General features: G+C 38.4%; 16 protein-coding genes. 14 read left to right on the top strand and 2 right to left on the bottom strand.

Translation table 11 applies throughout. From position 1 onward, the window contains the following. The first annotated feature begins 139 nt into the window (after positions 1-139). The 13 genes from murJ to H4J63_RS08760 all read left to right on the top strand — a co-directional run bounded on the left by murJ (position 140) and on the right by H4J63_RS08760 (position 15,152). Positions 140-1,678, top strand: a complete 1,539-nt coding sequence (murJ, locus tag H4J63_RS08820; protein WP_370660261.1) for a murein biosynthesis integral membrane protein MurJ — start codon at positions 140-142, stop codon at positions 1,676-1,678. A gap of 84 nt (positions 1,679-1,762) precedes the next feature. Continuing rightward, entirely contained in the window at positions 1,763-2,713 is a 951-nt protein-coding gene (ribF, locus tag H4J63_RS08815; protein ID WP_076925461.1) for a bifunctional riboflavin kinase/FAD synthetase, read from the top strand. A gap of 5 nt (positions 2,714-2,718) precedes the next feature. Beyond that, positions 2,719-5,547, top strand: coding sequence for an isoleucine--tRNA ligase (ileS, locus tag H4J63_RS08810; RefSeq protein ID WP_170072082.1), 2,829 nt, complete (start codon positions 2,719-2,721; stop codon positions 5,545-5,547). Positions 5,548-5,559: 12 nt separating this feature from the next. After that, positions 5,560-6,060 (top strand): signal peptidase II, encoded by a 501-nt coding sequence (lspA, locus tag H4J63_RS08805; RefSeq protein ID WP_007376920.1) that lies wholly within the window; start codon positions 5,560-5,562, stop codon positions 6,058-6,060. Next, positions 6,057-6,497, top strand: coding sequence for an FKBP-type peptidyl-prolyl cis-trans isomerase (gene fkpB / locus H4J63_RS08800; protein ID WP_002958231.1), 441 nt, complete (start codon positions 6,057-6,059; stop codon positions 6,495-6,497). Before lspA ends, fkpB begins: the two co-directional genes overlap by 4 nt. Then, complete coding sequence (gene ispH, locus H4J63_RS08795) at positions 6,497-7,426, top strand: 4-hydroxy-3-methylbut-2-enyl diphosphate reductase (protein WP_182196039.1); 930 nt, start codon at positions 6,497-6,499, stop codon at positions 7,424-7,426. Before fkpB ends, ispH begins: the two co-directional genes overlap by 1 nt. A 39-nt stretch (positions 7,427-7,465) precedes the next feature. Then, a complete protein-coding gene (locus H4J63_RS08790) occupies positions 7,466-8,500 on the top strand; it encodes a sensor histidine kinase (RefSeq protein ID WP_182196036.1) in 1,035 nt (344 codons plus the stop codon). Further along, the gene (locus H4J63_RS08785; RefSeq protein ID WP_182196034.1) at positions 8,497-9,198 is read left to right on the top strand and encodes a LytTR family DNA-binding domain-containing protein; all 702 of its coding nucleotides are present in this window, start codon (positions 8,497-8,499) and stop codon (positions 9,196-9,198) included. The genes H4J63_RS08790 and H4J63_RS08785 overlap by 4 nt, the downstream gene beginning before the upstream one ends. A 183-nt stretch (positions 9,199-9,381) precedes the next feature. After that, a complete protein-coding gene (pilV, locus tag H4J63_RS08780) occupies positions 9,382-9,948 on the top strand; it encodes a type IV pilus modification protein PilV (RefSeq protein WP_182196031.1) in 567 nt (188 codons plus the stop codon). Between the two features lies 1 nt (position 9,949). Then, complete coding sequence (locus H4J63_RS08775) at positions 9,950-10,945, top strand: PilW family protein (protein ID WP_182196029.1); 996 nt, start codon at positions 9,950-9,952, stop codon at positions 10,943-10,945. Beyond that, positions 10,933-11,463, top strand: a complete 531-nt coding sequence (locus H4J63_RS08770) for a pilus assembly protein PilX (protein ID WP_182196025.1) — start codon at positions 10,933-10,935, stop codon at positions 11,461-11,463. Before H4J63_RS08775 ends, H4J63_RS08770 begins: the two co-directional genes overlap by 13 nt. Position 11,464: 1 nt before the next feature. After that, complete coding sequence (locus H4J63_RS08765) at positions 11,465-14,716, top strand: PilC/PilY family type IV pilus protein (RefSeq protein WP_220467186.1); 3,252 nt, start codon at positions 11,465-11,467, stop codon at positions 14,714-14,716. A gap of 10 nt (positions 14,717-14,726) precedes the next feature. Beyond that, positions 14,727-15,152 (top strand): type IV pilin protein, encoded by a 426-nt coding sequence (locus H4J63_RS08760; RefSeq protein WP_220467185.1) that lies wholly within the window; start codon positions 14,727-14,729, stop codon positions 15,150-15,152. A 6-nt stretch (positions 15,153-15,158) separates the two neighbouring features. Here the strand turns inward: H4J63_RS08760 and H4J63_RS08755 are convergent, their stop codons facing one another. After that, positions 15,159-15,689, bottom strand: coding sequence for a GspH/FimT family pseudopilin (locus tag H4J63_RS08755; protein ID WP_182196022.1), 531 nt, complete (start codon positions 15,687-15,689; stop codon positions 15,159-15,161). Positions 15,690-15,768: 79 nt separating this feature from the next. Beyond that, positions 15,769-16,332 carry a GspH/FimT family pseudopilin gene (locus tag H4J63_RS08750; protein WP_182196020.1) on the bottom strand — a complete coding sequence of 188 codons (564 nt, stop codon included), beginning with the start codon at positions 16,330-16,332 and terminating at the stop codon, positions 15,769-15,771. A gap of 160 nt (positions 16,333-16,492) precedes the next feature. Here H4J63_RS08750 and glnB point away from each other — a divergent pair, with 160 nt between their 5' ends. Then, positions 16,493-16,831: a nitrogen regulatory protein P-II gene (gene glnB / locus H4J63_RS08745; RefSeq protein WP_002962211.1), complete on the top strand. Its 339-nt coding sequence runs from the start codon at positions 16,493-16,495 to the stop codon at positions 16,829-16,831. Positions 16,832-16,993: the final 162 nt, after the last annotated feature.

Raw genomic sequence — 16,993 nt, 5'->3', positions numbered from 1 at the left:
TAACAAAGCACAGACCCCCAGCCTAGTGCTTTAAAGCGATTTATAAAAAAGACTGTGGCATAATCGCCTATCTTGAGGATTTTTGAGTAGGTTTAAGGTGTCAAAAGGTTTATTTCGCTCCGGTATGATTGTTAGTTGTATGACTATGATATCGCGTATTTTAGGGCTCGTTCGAGATGCGGTCGTTGCCAATTTATTAGGCGCAAGTGCGGCGGCTGATGTTTTTTTATTTGCTAACCGTATTCCTAATTTTTTACGTCGTTTATTTGCAGAAGGCGCCTTTGCACAAGCATTTGTACCCGTGCTGAGTGAAATTAAAGAACAGCAAGGCGACGACAAGGTCAGGCTTTTTGTTGCACAAGCAGCAGGCACATTAGGAACCATTTTACTGGTTGTCACTATTATAGGTGTTGTTGCTTCACCCGTTATTGCAGCATTGTTTGGCACTGGTTGGTTTATAGATTGGTGGCAGGGCGGACCTAATGCCGAAAAATTTGAGCTTGCAAGCTCATTACTTAAATTTACATTCCCATATTTGTTTTTTGTAAGCTTAGTTGCGCTCAGTGGTGCGGTAATGAACGTGTATAACCGCTTTGCTGTTGCTGCATTTACACCAGTTCTACTCAATGTTTCTATCATCACATGTGCAATTTTTTTACATGATAAATTTAGTGTCGGGGCTTATTCTCTCGCAATTGGCGTATTTATTGGTGGCGTTGTACAGCTATTGTTTCAACTTCCATTTTTATACCGTGCAAAAATGTTGGCGCGTCCGCGCTGGGCATGGCAAGACGAAAACGTAAAAAAAGTACGTAAACTTATGCTCCCTGCTTTGTTTGGCGTATCTATTAGCCAAATTAATTTGTTGCTTGATACCATGATTGCTTCATTACTGATGACAGGCTCGATTGCATGGCTTTATTATTCAGACCGTTTAATTGAATTTCCGCTGGGCTTATTTGGTATTGGTATTGCGACAGTTATTTTACCGGCGCTCTCTAAGTTACATAGCAGTAAAAAAAGCAGTGATTTTCAACATACCCTCGACTGGGGGGTGCGTTTTGTTATATTTTTAGGCCTACCAGCAATGATAGGTCTAATGATCATCAGCCCGCTTATTATCACCGTATTGTTCGACCACGGTGCGTTTAAAGAAGACAGTGTTGATCATGTTAAAGCAGTAAGTTTAGGCGTAGTCGCGTATTCAGTAGGGCTTGTAAGCTTTATGCTGATTAAAGTACTTGCTCCTGGCTTTTATGCTCGTCAAGACACAAAAACGCCGGTGCGTATTGGTATTATCACCTTAGTACTGAATATGGTATTTAATATTATGTTGGCTCCTTTCATTGGTTATTTAGGTTTAGCACTCGCGACTTCACTATCGGCTAGTTGTAATGCGTTTTTGCTGTATAGGCAGCTTAAAAAAGAAAATGTGTATCAGTTTTCATCAATGAGTATGCGCTTTACACTAAAATGTGTTGTTGCAAGTATTGTTATGGGGGCTGTTACATGGTTTGTGAGCAGTTACTATTACTGGGCTACATGGGCTTTTACACAGCAGGTAATATTATTAATGGTATTAGTGGCTTTGGCAGGTATTAGCTACTTTGCAATGCTATTTTTGATGGGCGTTAGACTAAATACGATAAAAAGTGTAGCAATTACTGAATCAAACTAAAAAAAAGATTATAATCGGCAACTCTGCGGCTTTAATAAATTTTTAGCCGTAATTAATAACTCGCTAAACAAGGCATTAGGTGGCATGGAGTTAATTAGAGGTATACACAATATTCGCCCACACCACTTTGGTTGTGTGTTAACTATTGGTAATTTTGACGGTGTTCATTTAGGCCACGCAGAAGTATTAAAAGGCTTACTTAGTGATGCTAAAGCGCATAGTTTGCCTAGCACTGTAATGCTATTTGAACCCCAGCCACAAGAATTTTTTGCTAAAAACAATGCACCAGCACGGCTAACACGCTTACGAGATAAGCTACGTTTGCTTCGTGATTTAGGTATTGAGCGAGTTATTTGCATTAGCTTTAATCAGCAATTTGCAAACATGCATGCTGAGCAATTTGTTAATGATATTTTGATTAAAAAGTTAGGTGTTAAAGCTCTCACTGTTGGCGATGATTTTAAGTTTGGGAAGCAGCGGCAAGGTAACTTTGACTTACTTGCTAGCATGGGCAAGCAAGCGGGCATGGACGTAAAAAGCACCGCGAGTTTTCGTCAATTAAATGCTAGAGTAAGCAGCACTTTAATACGAGATGCTTTGGCATCTGGTGACTTAGCAAGTGCTAAAATAATGCTTGGTCACGATTATGCTATTTCTGGGCGTGTTATACACGGCTGGAAAAGAGGACGTGAACTCGGTTTTAGAACGGCAAATATTGCCCTAAAACGCCAAGTGTGTCCTGTCAACGGGGTGTTTGCAGTGCAAGCAACGATTGCAGGAAAACAGATTTTTGGAGTTGCAAATGTAGGTAATAAGCCGACATTTAATGGAACTCGTGCATTATTAGAAGTTCACCTTTTTGATTTTGCACAGGATATTTACGGACAATTTATGCATGTGGAGTTAATAAAAAAACTTCGCAATGAAAAAAAATTCGAGACATTAACACAATTAACGGCGCAAATAGCAACTGATGTTGCTGCCGCTAAGCAGTGTTTTGGTTTAAATCAGGTAGCCGATAGAGACGGAATGTAGGATAAATGAGCGACTATAAACATACTTTGAACTTACCGGAAACACCGTTTCCAATGCGTGGCAATTTGGCACAACGTGAACCAAAAATGCTTAAAGCATGGTATGAAGACGACCTGTACGGTCAAATTCGCAGCGCTAAGAAAGGTAAAAAGACCTTTATTTTGCATGACGGCCCTCCGTATGCAAATGGCGATATCCATTTAGGCCACTCAGTTAATAAAATATTAAAAGACATTATTGTTAAGTCTAAAACATTATCTGACTTTGATTCACCATTAGTACCAGGTTGGGATTGTCATGGTTTACCAATCGAGTTAATGGTTGAGAAAAAAGTAGGCAAGCCGGGCGTAAAAGTAACCGCAAGCGAGTTTCGTGAAAAATGCCGTGCATACGCTAAAAAACAAGTTGAAGGTCAAAAAGTTGATTTTAAACGTTTAGGCGTATTTGCAGATTGGGATAAGCCTTACTTAACAATGAACTTTGACTTTGAAGCGAATGCAATTCGTGTACTTGGTCGTATTATTGAAAAAGGTCATTTGCACAAAGGTGCTAAGCCTGTGCATTGGTGTACAGATTGTGGTTCTGCATTAGCAGAAGCTGAAGTTGAATACCAAGACAAGCAATCACCAGCGATTGATGTACGTTTTACATTTGTTGATCAAGATGCTGTTGTAAGTGCATTTGATTTGGCTGATGGTCACAAGGGTGAAGGCAGTGTTGGTACTGTTATTTGGACAACAACACCGTGGACGCTTCCAGCAAACCGCGCAGTCGCTGTGCATGCCGATTTAGAATATGCATTGGTGCAGGTTGAAGATGAAGGCGTACAACAACGTCTAATTTTAGGCTCTGAGCTTGTTAAAGATGCAATGGACCGCTTTGGTTTTAATCACTTTCATGTATTAGGTTATGTAAAAGGTGCTGCACTTGAAAACTTAACTGTAGCCCATCCTTTTTATGATTTTGATGTACCCGTGATTGTTGCAGAACACGTAACGACTGACTCAGGTACCGGTGTTGTACATACAGCACCAGGACATGGTCAAGAAGATTTCGTGGCTGGTTTAAATTACAACCTTGAAGTAGCTAACCCTGTTGGCGCTAATGGTGTTTATTTACCAGATACTGAACTTTTTGCAGGTCAGCATGTATTTAAAGCAAATGCGAGCGTAATTGAAGTATTAAAAGAGCACGGTGCATTAATGCATCATCATGCTATAACTCATAGTTACCCACATTGTTGGCGCCATAAAACACCCATTATTTTCCGTGCTACACCACAATGGTTTGTAAGTATGGATCAGGCTAACTTGCGTCAAGATTCTTTAAAAGAAATTAAAAACACGCAGTGGTTGCCAGAGTGGGGCGAAAGCCGTATTTCAAACATGGTTGAAAGCCGCCCAGATTGGTGTATATCTCGCCAACGTACTTGGGGTGTACCAATTGCATTGTTTGCTGATAAAGATACCGGTGCACTTCATCCAAATACTCAAGAGCTAATTGAGCAAGCGGCACAGCTAGTTGAAAAGTCAGGTATTCAGGCATGGTACGATTTAGAACCAGCTACATTACTTGGTGAAGAAGATGCCAAGCAATACATGAAAGTGCAAGATACGCTAGATGTATGGTTTGACTCAGGTGTTTCACACGCATGTGTTGTAGACGCACGTGAAGACTTGGTTGGTCCAGCTGATTTATACCTTGAAGGTTCTGATCAACACCGTGGTTGGTTTATGTCATCAATGATGACATCAGTGGCTATTAATGGTCATGCGCCATACCGCCAAGTATTGACCCATGGTTTTACTGTTGATGAAAACGGCCGCAAAATGTCTAAGTCACTAGGCAATGTTATTTCACCACAAAATGTGATGAATAAACTAGGCGCCGATATTCTTCGTTTATGGGTTGCCTCTACCGATTACACGGCAGAAATGACTGTGTCGGATGAAATATTTAAGCGCTCTGCCGATCGCTACCGCCGTATTCGTAACACGAGCCGTTACTTACTAGCTAACCTAAATGGTTTTGATCCAAAAACAGATCAAGTGGCTATTGATGACATGGTTGAGCTTGATAAGTGGATTGTTGGTCGTGCTGCTCAGTTGCAAGACGAAATTTTAGCCGCATACGATAGCTACCAAATGCTATTAGTAACGCAAAAGCTAATGAACTTCTGTACAGGTGAGCTTGGTTCGTTCTACCTTGATGTTATTAAAGATCGTCAATACACAGCTAAGAGTGACAGTCATGCACGTCGTTCTTGTCAAACAGCGCTTTATCATATTGCAGAAGCTATGACGCGTTGGATGGCGCCTATTATGAGCTTTACCGCACAAGAAATTTGGGAAGCATTACCGGGCGAGCGTAGTGACTACGTATTTACATCAGTTTGGTACGATGGCTTACAAGCGCCAACTAATAGCCAATTTAGCAACGATGACTGGTTAGAAATTTTAACAGTGCGCGACGAAGTAAACCGCTTATTAGAAGCTGCACGTAAAGAAGAAGTCATTGGTGCAACGCTTCAAGCAACGGTTAATTTATTCACGGGTAAAGAGCTTGCCGCTAAATTAAATGCGCTTGGTGATGAGCTACGTTTTGTATTATTAACATCAGCTGTAAATGTTTCTGAAGTTGATAGTCAGCCTGCTGATACACAAGCTACCGAAATTGAAGGTTTATTCATTAGTGTTGCTGCAACAGATGCTGCTAAATGTGAGCGTTGTTGGCATTACAGTGAAGATGTAGGTGTTAACCCTGCTCATCCTGAAATTTGTGGCCGTTGTGTAAGTAATGTTGACGGCGAAGGCGAAAAGCGTCAATTCGCTTAGGAGTTATTCTTAGTGAGCAAACTAGCCCAAAAAAGTGGTTTAGTGTGGCTTTGGTTGAGTCTATTACTATTGGTAATAGACTTTGCCAGTAAAACACTTGTTGTAGGGACTATGGCTTATCAAGAGTCGATAAACTTACTCCCTGTTTTTAGTATTACTTATGTGCATAACTATGGTGCTGCTTATAGCTTTTTAAGTGAAGCGGGTGGTTGGCAGCGTTGGTTTTTAAGTGCGATTGCCATTGCTATTAGTGCTTTACTGGTGTGGTGGCTAAAACGCTTACCTGCAACAAACAAAGTACTATGCGGTGCTTATGCACTGGTACTTGCAGGCGCTATTGGTAATTTATACGATCGTATTGCGTATGGTTATGTAATCGACTTTATTCACGTATTTTATAAAGACTCACATTTTCCTGTATTCAATATTGCCGATTGCGCTATTTGTATTGGCGCAGCATTATTGTTATTTGACGCCTTTACCGGCGAGAGTCCGAAGGAGCATAAAGCATGAGCCAAGCTGTAATTGGTGAAAACTCGCAAGTTATCTTCCATTTTTCTATTAAATTAGAAGATGGCTCTGCCGCTGATTCTACCAAGGTGCATAATAAGCCTGCTAAATTAACAATGGGTGATGGTAGCTTAACGGCAAACTTCGAAAAATGTTTATTAGGGCTAACTGCAGGCGAAAGTAAAACGTTTGAATTAGAACCTGAAGATGCGTTTGGTCAGCCAAACCCAGATAATATTTACTACGTTGACCGTAGTAAGTTTGGTCCAGAAACACCAGCTAAGGTAGGTGCAATTATTGCGTTTACTCAACCTGATGGCACTGAGCTTCCTGGTTTAGTTCGCGAAGTGCAAGGTGAATCGGTAACGATTGATTTTAACCATCCTTTATCTGGTCAGCGCCTAACGTTTGAAGTGGATATTATTGAGGTGGAAGGTTAATGGAAATATTATTAGCTAACCCACGAGGCTTTTGCGCTGGTGTTGACCGTGCTATTAGTATTGTTGAGCGCGCTTTAGATATTTTTGAAAAGCCAATTTATGTTCGCCACGAAGTAGTACATAACCGCTATGTAGTTGATGGATTAAAAAGTCGTGGTGCGGTTTTTGTTGAAGAGCTTGATCAAGTACCTGACGACAGCATTGTTATTTTTAGCGCACATGGCGTATCGCAAGCTGTTCGTTCTGAGGCAAAACGTCGTGATTTAAAAGTATTTGATGCAACGTGTCCGCTTGTAACTAAAGTACATATGGAAGTTACACGTGCGAGTCGTAAAGGTATTGAGTGTATTTTAATTGGTCATCATGGTCACCCTGAAGTAGAGGGAACAATGGGACAATATGATAACTCAGACGGTGGTATTTATCTTGTTGAAACCGTTGATGATGTTGTTGCGCTTAATGTAAAAAATGCTGAAAATCTTTTTTATTGTAGCCAAACAACACTCTCTGTTGATGACACTGCTGATGTTATAGATGAACTGCGCAACAAGTTTCCATCAATTGATGGACCTCGCAAAGATGATATTTGTTATGCAACGCAAAATCGTCAGGACGCTGTTCGTGACCTAGCTGATAAAGTTGATGTGCTATTAGTTGTAGGGGCTAAAAACAGCTCTAACTCTAATCGCCTACGTGAACTTGCAGATAAAATGGGCACTGTAGCTTATTTAATTGATGACGCAACTGATGTGCAAGAGCAGTGGGTTTCAGGTTCTAAATCAGTAGGTGTAACTGCGGGAGCATCTGCGCCAGAAGTACTTGTACAACAAGTAATAAGCCGATTAAAAGAGCTAGGTGGTACACAGGTTGTTGAGAACCCTGGCGAAGCAGAAAATATAGTATTTGCTGTTCCTGTAGAGCTACGTTAATTTAAATATATTAAACATTTAGATTAAAGGAGAGTCGTTATGAGCAAGTCACTTAAAAATGATGGTTTGCTTTTTTCGGCTCTTTTTAATGAACGAGGCGTATTAGCCACGCTTATTGTTTCTCAAGTTATTGCTATTGTTTTAGCTTTTGCACCCAATGTAGAAGGAGATATTTGGTTACGACTTGGGATCATTAGTTTATTTTTACATTTAATTGTTTTAGTCGGCACCTCTTCTTTATATTTTTGTAGATCATTTTTACAGAACCGCACTCAAGCTTTTCAGTTAAGTCTATTTTTTGCCTCTTTTTTATTATCTACCTGTATTTTTAGTATTTTATTTTCTCATTTTGCTTTTGATATAGATGATACAAATAACCTAATTTATTTTACACTTCGTAATTGTATTATAGTGGCTTTACTAGCAGCTTTATTTGTCCAATTTTTATTAATTCATTTTGAAAAAGAGCAGCAAACTAAAGCACTTTCTCGTGCTGAGCTTGATGCCTTACAAGCCAGAATACGTCCTCATTTTTTATATAATAGTTTAAACACTGCTGCAGAGCTTACTCATCATGATGCTGATGCTGCAGAGCAAGCAATTTTAGCATTAGCCGCCTTATCGCAGGCTGCAATGCACTCAGGAAAAAACGTATTACTTGCGGATGAAATAACGCTGAGTAAGCAATATATCGCACTTGAAACGTGGCGTTTTGGTAATCGCTTAAGAGTTGATTGGCAAATCCCCAATGAGCTGCCAGCACTAAGTATTCCTTGCTTAACCCTGCAGCCATTAATTGAAAATGCGGTATGCCACGGCGTTGAAACAAGTGAGCATGGCGCTGAAATAAAAGTAGAGCTACATATCACTACCGGCTATATAACCATGATTGTTTCTAACCCTATAACAATTTCTAATACTCAAACTAGGCCTAATAACGGAATGGCGCTTGAAAATATTCGCCAGCGATTAAATATTTACTATAAAAATAAAGCGCAACTAACAATTACTAATAAAAATGATGTGTTTAGAGTAAAGGTCGTTATTCCTAAACTAATAGGGGGCAGTGTATGAATGTACTCATTGTTGATGACGAACCTTTGGCGAGATCTCGCTTAATTCGTTTGTTAGCACATGATAAAAGTATAGTTGTGCAAGGTGAGGCAAGTAATGGTAATGAAGCCTTAGCACTTGCTAAAAAGCAAACGCCCGATTTGATTTTTTTAGATGTTGATATGCCCGGTATGAATGGTTTACAAGTTGCTAATGAGCTCAATAGTTTAACCCTACCGCCTGCAGTTGTGTTTATAACAGCGCACCCTGAGCATGCCTTTGATGCTTTACAGTTAAGTGCTGCAGGTTATTTAGTTAAACCTATTACAGAGCAATCATTACAAAAGGTACTTCAGCAAGTAGGCCGTTTAAATAAAGTACATATTCAAAAACAACAAAATGTAAAAGTGTCTTATCAATTAGCGGGCACTCTTCGTAGTGTTGATATAAATGATGTTTTGTACTTTAGTGCAGAAGAAAAATATACCAAAATGATATTCTGTGGTGGAGAGGCTCTACTTGAGCAAAGCTTAAAGCAATTAGAACTGCAATATCCCGCATATGTTTTACGAATTCACCGCAATACGTTAGTTAATAAACAAAAAGTAATAGCCTTGCATTCAAAAGCGAATGGCAATCATATGATTGAGCTACAAGGGTGCAGTGAGTTATTGCCAGTGAGCCGCCGCGAGCTTAAATTAGTTAAAAATACGCTTTAGACTTATTTCGCAATTAAGTTGCCTCTGACTTAAATGCATTTACGCTTAATTACTACTGTTTTGTTGAATGAGCCGATTTAATTAACCGTTTATCAACAAATATAACCGCTTGTCTTAGTCCTCATTGATTCCTCAAATAAATAGCATAAACTTATAATCAGATAATTTTTATTTGGTTCTACTATGCAGTCATCTCAAACAAAAGTGCAAAGAGGCTTCACTCTAATTGAAGTGTTAATTGCATTTATTATTCTTAGTTTTGGCCTTTTAGGCGCAGTTGCCCTGCAAGCAAAAGCAAAGCAAGCAAGCTTTGATTCTATGCAACGTGCTGCTGCAGTTGCACTTGGTAATGATATTGTGCAGCGTATCCGAGCCAACGATACCATTGCATCTATTGAAAAATATGGAAAGGCGAAAATAGATAGTAGCGGTGCACTTGCTACAACTAAGGCTTGTTTTGGAAGTCCCTGTAATTCATCAGCAATAGCGGATATGGATATAGTGCAATGGAAACGTGCCATTCAAGCTCGTGAAAATACAGGTACTTTAGATGATGCGACAATATGTATAAATCCAACATCAGTGGCAGATACTGGAGGGAAAGGGTTCAACATTGAGGTAATTATATCATGGCAAGGGCGACAAGAGTTTAAAGCAAATACAGATACAGGAAAAATTACCTGTGGTGATAAAACTAACAATAAACGCCGTTTAGTGGTTTTAACCAGTTATATATATGTGAGGAGTTAACATGAAGCAAAAAGGGTTTACTCTTGTAGAAGTTATGATTTCACTATTTATTGGCGGTTTAATTTTAGGTGGTGTCATGTTTACTTACCTTGGCATGAAATTAACTACAAAGGACACGATGACAATTGGTGAGATCCAAGAGTCAGGACGCTTAGCTATAAATATTATGCAACGTGATATTGAGCAAGTTGGATTTTGGGGTACTTATTATGATGATTCATTTACTGCTATAAATACCACCGTAACCTCCAAAGTTAGTGGCAAAGATTGCGTTGAAGGAACTAATAATGGGAGCTTTCCTGATCTAACAAGTAGTAGTAATTTTCGTACTATATATGCAGAAACAGCTAAAAGTACAAGTGAGTTAAACTGTATAGCTGATGTAACTAAAGGGACAGACATTCTCCAACTTAAATTTTTACAAGGAAATTCCCAGTATAATGGTATTACAGGTACTAACAGTACAACCGATAACATAGATTATTTTATTGCCGAGCAAGAACAAGCAAGTTTTGTAACCGGTAAATATACTCCGACAAATATCAATGCAACTATTTGGCCATATAGTCACCATGTTTATTATATTTCAGAGCAAGAGTATGAAGTTAATAATAAAAAAATAAAAGTACCTGTATTAAAACGAAAACGATTAGTAAAAGGAAAAATGACCACTGAAACGATAATGGAAGGTGTTGAAAATATGCGTTTCCTTTTTGGCCTTGATACTAACAGTGATAGCAAGGTTGACACTTATAAAAGTGCTGCAGATATAACTGCTACAGAATGGGAAAACCGTAAAGGTATTTTAACCGTTCAACTTTTCTTATTAATTAGATCACTAGAACCCGATCCTGGTTTAAAAATTAAAAATAAAAAATACATACTTGGGGAAGGAGAGACTCCTAGGGAACTAAGTTTTGATGATAATTATAGGCGCACTGTTTTCACAACAACTATTCGTTTAAGTAATGTTGGAGGTAATCTATGGAAAATTTAAAGTTGTTACCAAGTAAGCAACAAGGTGTGGTGCTTTTAACCGCATTAATTATGGTGATAGCAGTTACCGGCATTGCAGTTACTCTTATGAGTAGTAGTACAATTGATATTAAAATTACTAATGCAGCGCAAGAACGAGAGGTTGCAGAAAATCAATTGATTGGCGAAGTGCAAAGAGTGATTGCGTCAGAAGCTAAAGAAGGTGCTGATAGTGACTTTTTTCTTACTCCTGATGAGATCGCTACAGATTCGGGTAAGCTTGATGCTGATGGTAATAAAATCACTATACCAGAGAAGGACATTACAGAGCCTGGACACGAAATGAAAAGTATAATGACGAACTTAAATAATGGTTTATTAGAACTTAATTGCCCTCGTAGTTATAGTTTTACAGCGGGTGTTTCATGCAACATGATTCAAGTATCTACTACGATAGAATATGGCTCTAAAAGCAAGCACCAGTTAACTATTGTGACAGGTATAGCTCAAGAGATGGCCAGTACGGGTAAGGGAATTTAAGATGAAATTTAAACTTTATATCGTACTCGTTTTATTATTTACATCAGTAATTAATATGCATGTATACGCTGAGGATATTGAGCTTTACGTAAATAAAGATGCTAATTCAGATGAAAAACCGCGAGTACTATTAATTTTTGATACCTCCGGGAGTATGGCTTTTTCTTCAAGTACAGGGGATGAGTGTAACGATAGGTGGTCAGGTAATCGAAGATTATGCTCTGATAGTAGACTTGAAGCAGCTCAAGGGGCTATGGATAAACTGGTAACTGACAATGCAGGTTCAATCGATTTTGGCTTAATGCGCTTTAATGGTAACGAAGGAGGTTATGTTTTAAATGGCATCGGTAGTTCGCCCGATTCCATAAAAGCATCTATTAATGATCTTCCTGCAAGTGGGGGGACTCCATTAGCTGAAACATTGTGGGAGGCTTATTTATATATTACAGGAAAAGAGTTGGACTATGCTTTTGATGTGAGCAGAAACAAAAGAGATATAACGATAGAAACTCCAATAGTTACGCAAGAAATTGTTAGAAAATGCAAAGATGTTCCTTATAGATATTGGAGTCGATGGTACAGTAAATGGGTTTGGGGGACTAAAGAGGAATGCACATCTGTTTTAGAAGATGTTGTTTCTAGCTATTCTTATATATCACCTTTTGCTGATAGTGTGGCTGAAGCAAAGCGGTGTGATAATTCAGTAAATATTATCTATATGACAGATGGAGACCCATCTTCGGGAAGTGATAATGGAAGCGATTATGATATTAGCGCCGAGCATAATAAGTATTTTGGTCGTGCTTTAACTGGCGATGATTATGTATACAGTAACCTTTTGCATCAATTAGCTAAAATCATTCATGGAACAGACGACACAATTGTCGATTTGTACCCTTCTACTCCCGATATTAATGAAACAGGGCGTCTATATACGATTGGGTTTGGCTCTGGTATGACTGCAGATGGTCAAAACTTATTAAAACAAGCCTCAACATTAGGTGGTGGTAAAAATTTGCCTGCAACTACACCAGAAAAGCTTTCTGAAGCTTTAAATAATGCTGTAGCAGCGATTAGACAGGAAAATAGTACTTTTACAGCCCCTTCAGTTGCAAGTAATAATGTAGATCAAACTCGGAGTCGAGATGCCATATACTTAGGTATGTTTTACCCTGAAAAGCATACAAGATGGCGTGGTAATCTAAAAAAACTGAAATTATCAGGTAACAAAGTTATTGATTCCAAAGATATTGAGGCGTTTGATAGTGATGGCCTTATAAAAACGAGTGCGCATACATTTTGGAGTGCTGATGGAACTTCCGATGGTAGCTCTGTAAAAGAGGGTGGAGTAAATGCTGCATTAATAAGCAGTGACAATACTCGCAAAATACTTACAAACGCAAATACTAATGCATTAATAGATTTTAATCTTGATAAAATTAAAAGTGCCTATGACACTAATAAAAAAGCTGCTGTTATTTTTGATGTAAATGAATCTGACTTAAAAAATACTATAGATTGGGCGCGTGGAGTTGATGTTGATAATGAATTTTCAACATCTGCAGTGCGCGGTGATATATTTGGTGATCCACTACACTCAAAGCCAGTTGCAATAGATTATGGTAACGGTGATATTCGTATTTTAATTGGCACTAATGCTGGTTTTTTACATATGTTTAAAGATGATGATACTAATAATAAAGTTAGTGAAAGTTGGGCGTTTATTCCCTCTGACCTATACAAAATCATTAAGCCTCTTCGTGAAAAAGAGAGTGGTAAAAAATACGGCATAGATGGACCTATTAGCGTTTATTTCAACAATAAGAGCCTAAATGATAAAGGTTTAAATGATGGAACTATTAACGCAAACAAAGGCGACCAAGTCTGGGCTGCTGTAGGTATGCGCAGAGGCGGTCGTAATTATTATGGCTTAGATATTACAAAGCCAGACTCCCCAAGTTTAATGTGGACTATTAAAGGCGGCGAAGGGAAATATAAAAACCTTGGCCAAACGTGGTCTAAACCCCAAGTTGCTTATATAAAATCAAAAGGAAATACCCCCCTTTTAATATTTGGGGCTGGTTATGATATTAATAAAGATTCGAATGATGCCGATAAAGCTAATATAAAAACTAAAGACAAAGTTGGCCGCGGTATTTATATCGTTGATGCAAAAACAGGTGAGAAAGTTTGGATTTTAGCACCTAAGGAAGATGCATCTAAGGATGCTGAGTTTAAGGGAGAATATAGTATTGCTGCTGATGTAACGTTATTGGATTCTAATTATGATGGCTATACAGACCGTATATATGCTGCAGATACCGGTGGAGGTATTTGGCGTATAGATATATCAGATGAAGGTGAATTTAGTCATTTTCAGTTAGCCGATCTTGGTAGTGATGCCGATAGACGCTTTTTTTACAAGCCCGTAGTGGCGAGAACTATGTTTAGTAAAGTAACTATAACCGATGATGGTGTAGTCACTCGATTAGATACACCTTATGATGCAATTGTGATTGGTAGTGGAAATCGTTCTAACCCTAATGGAGGAGGCACTGCTGATGAATTATTTATGATTAGAGATGAAAATACAGTTACTAAATTATTCGAATCTGCGCCTGAAGTTATAACGCCTAGTATGTTAATGGGGATGAATAATGATAAATTTGGTAGTGCATTAGATAATGTAACTGAGTTTGTAAAATTAGAAGATGAACTTGCGAATGATTTTGTTGGGTGGCGTTATAAACTCGCTACTGGTGAAAAGTCGTTAGCAGCAGCAACCGTTGTTGGTGGTGTTGCTTATTTTACATCTTTTACTCCGACGTTGGATTCATCAATTAAAAATCAATGTTCATTAAGTGGAGGAGGGGGCTCTCTTTACGCATTTCATTTGCACTACGGTACTAAAGTTTATGACGATCTGAAATTTGCTACAAGTACAGAGGTGCCAGATACGCCCCAACTTTATTTTGGTTCTTCATGTGCAGATAGTGATGATAACGGAAAGTGCGATGATGATCCTGATGAGGTAGTAAAAAGTCAGTTTTATTTAATTGGTCCGGGCATCAAAGGTGAAAATGCTGAAAACCCGCTCCAACCACTTGAAATTACAGGCCCAGGATTAAAAGTTGTAGATGATAAAATACAACTTGTTAATGACAAAGCATTAGGATTTGGGTTTAAAACACAACAAACATATATTTATAAACGTGAAGAAAATGATGAAAACATGCAGAATGAAGACGATTAAGGAGGTTTGAATGATAAAAAAACAACGTGGGTTTACCTTAATTGAGCTGATGATAGCTGTTGCTATCGTCGGCATACTTGCAGCAATTGCATTGCCTAATTATACAGAGTATGTGAAGCGTGCTTCGCGCGCAGAGGCCGTTGCTGCATTATTAGATGCAGCTAATAAGCAAGAGCAGTACTTTGTAGATAACAGAGAGTATACAGAATTAGCGAGTGATTTAGGGATTCAAAGTAAAACAGAGAATGGGCATTTCGAATTAGCGATTAAAGTAGTTGATAAAAATACTTTTACAATCACAGCAAAACCTATTGCAGGGCCGGTAAAAGGAGATGGTGATTGCACCGAGCTATCTATAACTGATATAGGTACTAAAGGCGCGCAAGGGGCAAAAACAAACGAAGGAAAGGATGTTGACTATTGCTGGGGTCGATAGCCAAGATTACTTCTTCTGACACTTATCAGTTGATTTGATGCGAATTCTACCCGTTTGACTTACAGATAAAGCCAATCCTTCGAGATTGGCTTTATTGCTATTGGGGCAATATATAAAAGTTCCATTTTGAAAACCATTTAAAGAGCCATCTGGACGAAATGTAATGGCGTTGCGGGGGTACTCTAAAGTATCGGCCTCATTAACATCCTCGAAAGTGCTTAAGAGTAGTTCATCATCATCTAGAGTCGTTGATTTATCTTTGTCGATAAACAGTGACATTTGACCATCCCATTCGTCTTTTGTGCATTGGCTGTCTTTTAGTGCGCAAAGCGTGACGTAAGTAGCATTTTCAATTGCGTAAAGGCGGCCGTAATTTATATTTCGGTGTAGTAGATTCACATGGTTATCTAATCGGTTTTTAGCCAATAAGTCTGGATAAAACCACATCGATAATTGACTGATTACACTGACAACAGCAATTGATACCATTAATTCGAGAAGTGTCACTCCCTTGTTTTTTGATATTGATAATCTCATCCTTGAAGACCTGAGTTAATAAATGATTAACTCAGTCTAGTAAATGATACAAATATGACAAGATATAATTGTACGTTTTTTAATCACATTTTTCAGCGGTGTCACCAAGGTAAAAAGCAGTACCAGATACTGATACATTCAGCGCTTTATTGTTTTCATTGTCATTATTGGGGCAGTATACAAAGCCCGTAAAGCTACCTGAGCCAGCTAAACTTGTCGTAATACGACCGCTCGTATTAAACCGAAGGCTATTATTACCAGAGAATTTTATTCTATCGCTAGACGGAGTTTCTGACATTACACGTAATAGACTATCGTTTGCGCTTTTATAACTTCCGTCATTATCAGTATCTATAAATAAAATAACGGTATTAGTTGATGCCCATTCACTTTGGCATGTGAGACTTGAGCTACTACTTGTAACTGTATTGGGAGCAGGGCATACAATGACTATTTCATCTGTACTTGCAGCTTGAGCACGGGCGTAGCTAATATTTCTTTTTAATTCCAACAAAAAATTCTCAGCTCTATTTTCTTCTAGCATATCGCTGCTATTCCAAATCGCAATTGATGCAATAATGCCAACGATAGCTACGGTTACCATGAGTTCTAAAAGGGTGAACCCGTTTTGTTTGTTTTTCATATTAATCTCATTTACTGCTAGTCATTTAAGTATAGCTATTTTTATATAATAAATTATATCACGATCGGTTGTTTTATCACCGTAATTCAATTGCTTTGTTTGCTATGAACACTATGATTGTCTAAAATCGAGGCAACTGAAGCTTTCAAAAGTAATTAATATGAAAAAAATAGAAGCAATTATTAAACCTTTTAAGTTAGATGATGTGCGTGAAGCGTTGTCTGATGTAGGTATTACGGGGATGACGGTAAGCGAAGTTAAAGGCTTTGGACGTCAAAAAGGTCACACAGAGCTATATCGTGGCGCAGAGTATATGGTCGATTTTTTACCTAAAGTAAAACTTGATATTGTATTGACTGATGAAGATGTAGACCGTGCAATTGAAGTTATTGTAAAAACGGCGCAAACAGGAAAAATCGGTGATGGTAAAATATTTGTCACAGATGTTGAGCGTGTAATACGTATTCGTACTGCAGAGGAAGATGAAGAAGCGATTTAAGCTTGTTTTTCTATGTAGTAAAAAGGCGCTTAGTAAGCTGTCTCTTGATCACAAGTCTGACTCAAGAGATTTTGCTAAATCGTAGCCTTCCAGAATGGCTTGTAACTTAAGCCATCCTTGCCATAACACTTTCACAGATGCACGCCCTGTGCGCTTGGTATC

This window comes from Pseudoalteromonas sp. 5Ae-yellow, from assembly GCF_014077565.1.
Taxonomy (GTDB): Bacteria; Pseudomonadota; Gammaproteobacteria; order Enterobacterales; family Alteromonadaceae; genus Pseudoalteromonas.
Note: the sequence above shows the minus strand (reverse complement) of the source record. Positions and strands in the feature narration are given on the sequence as shown.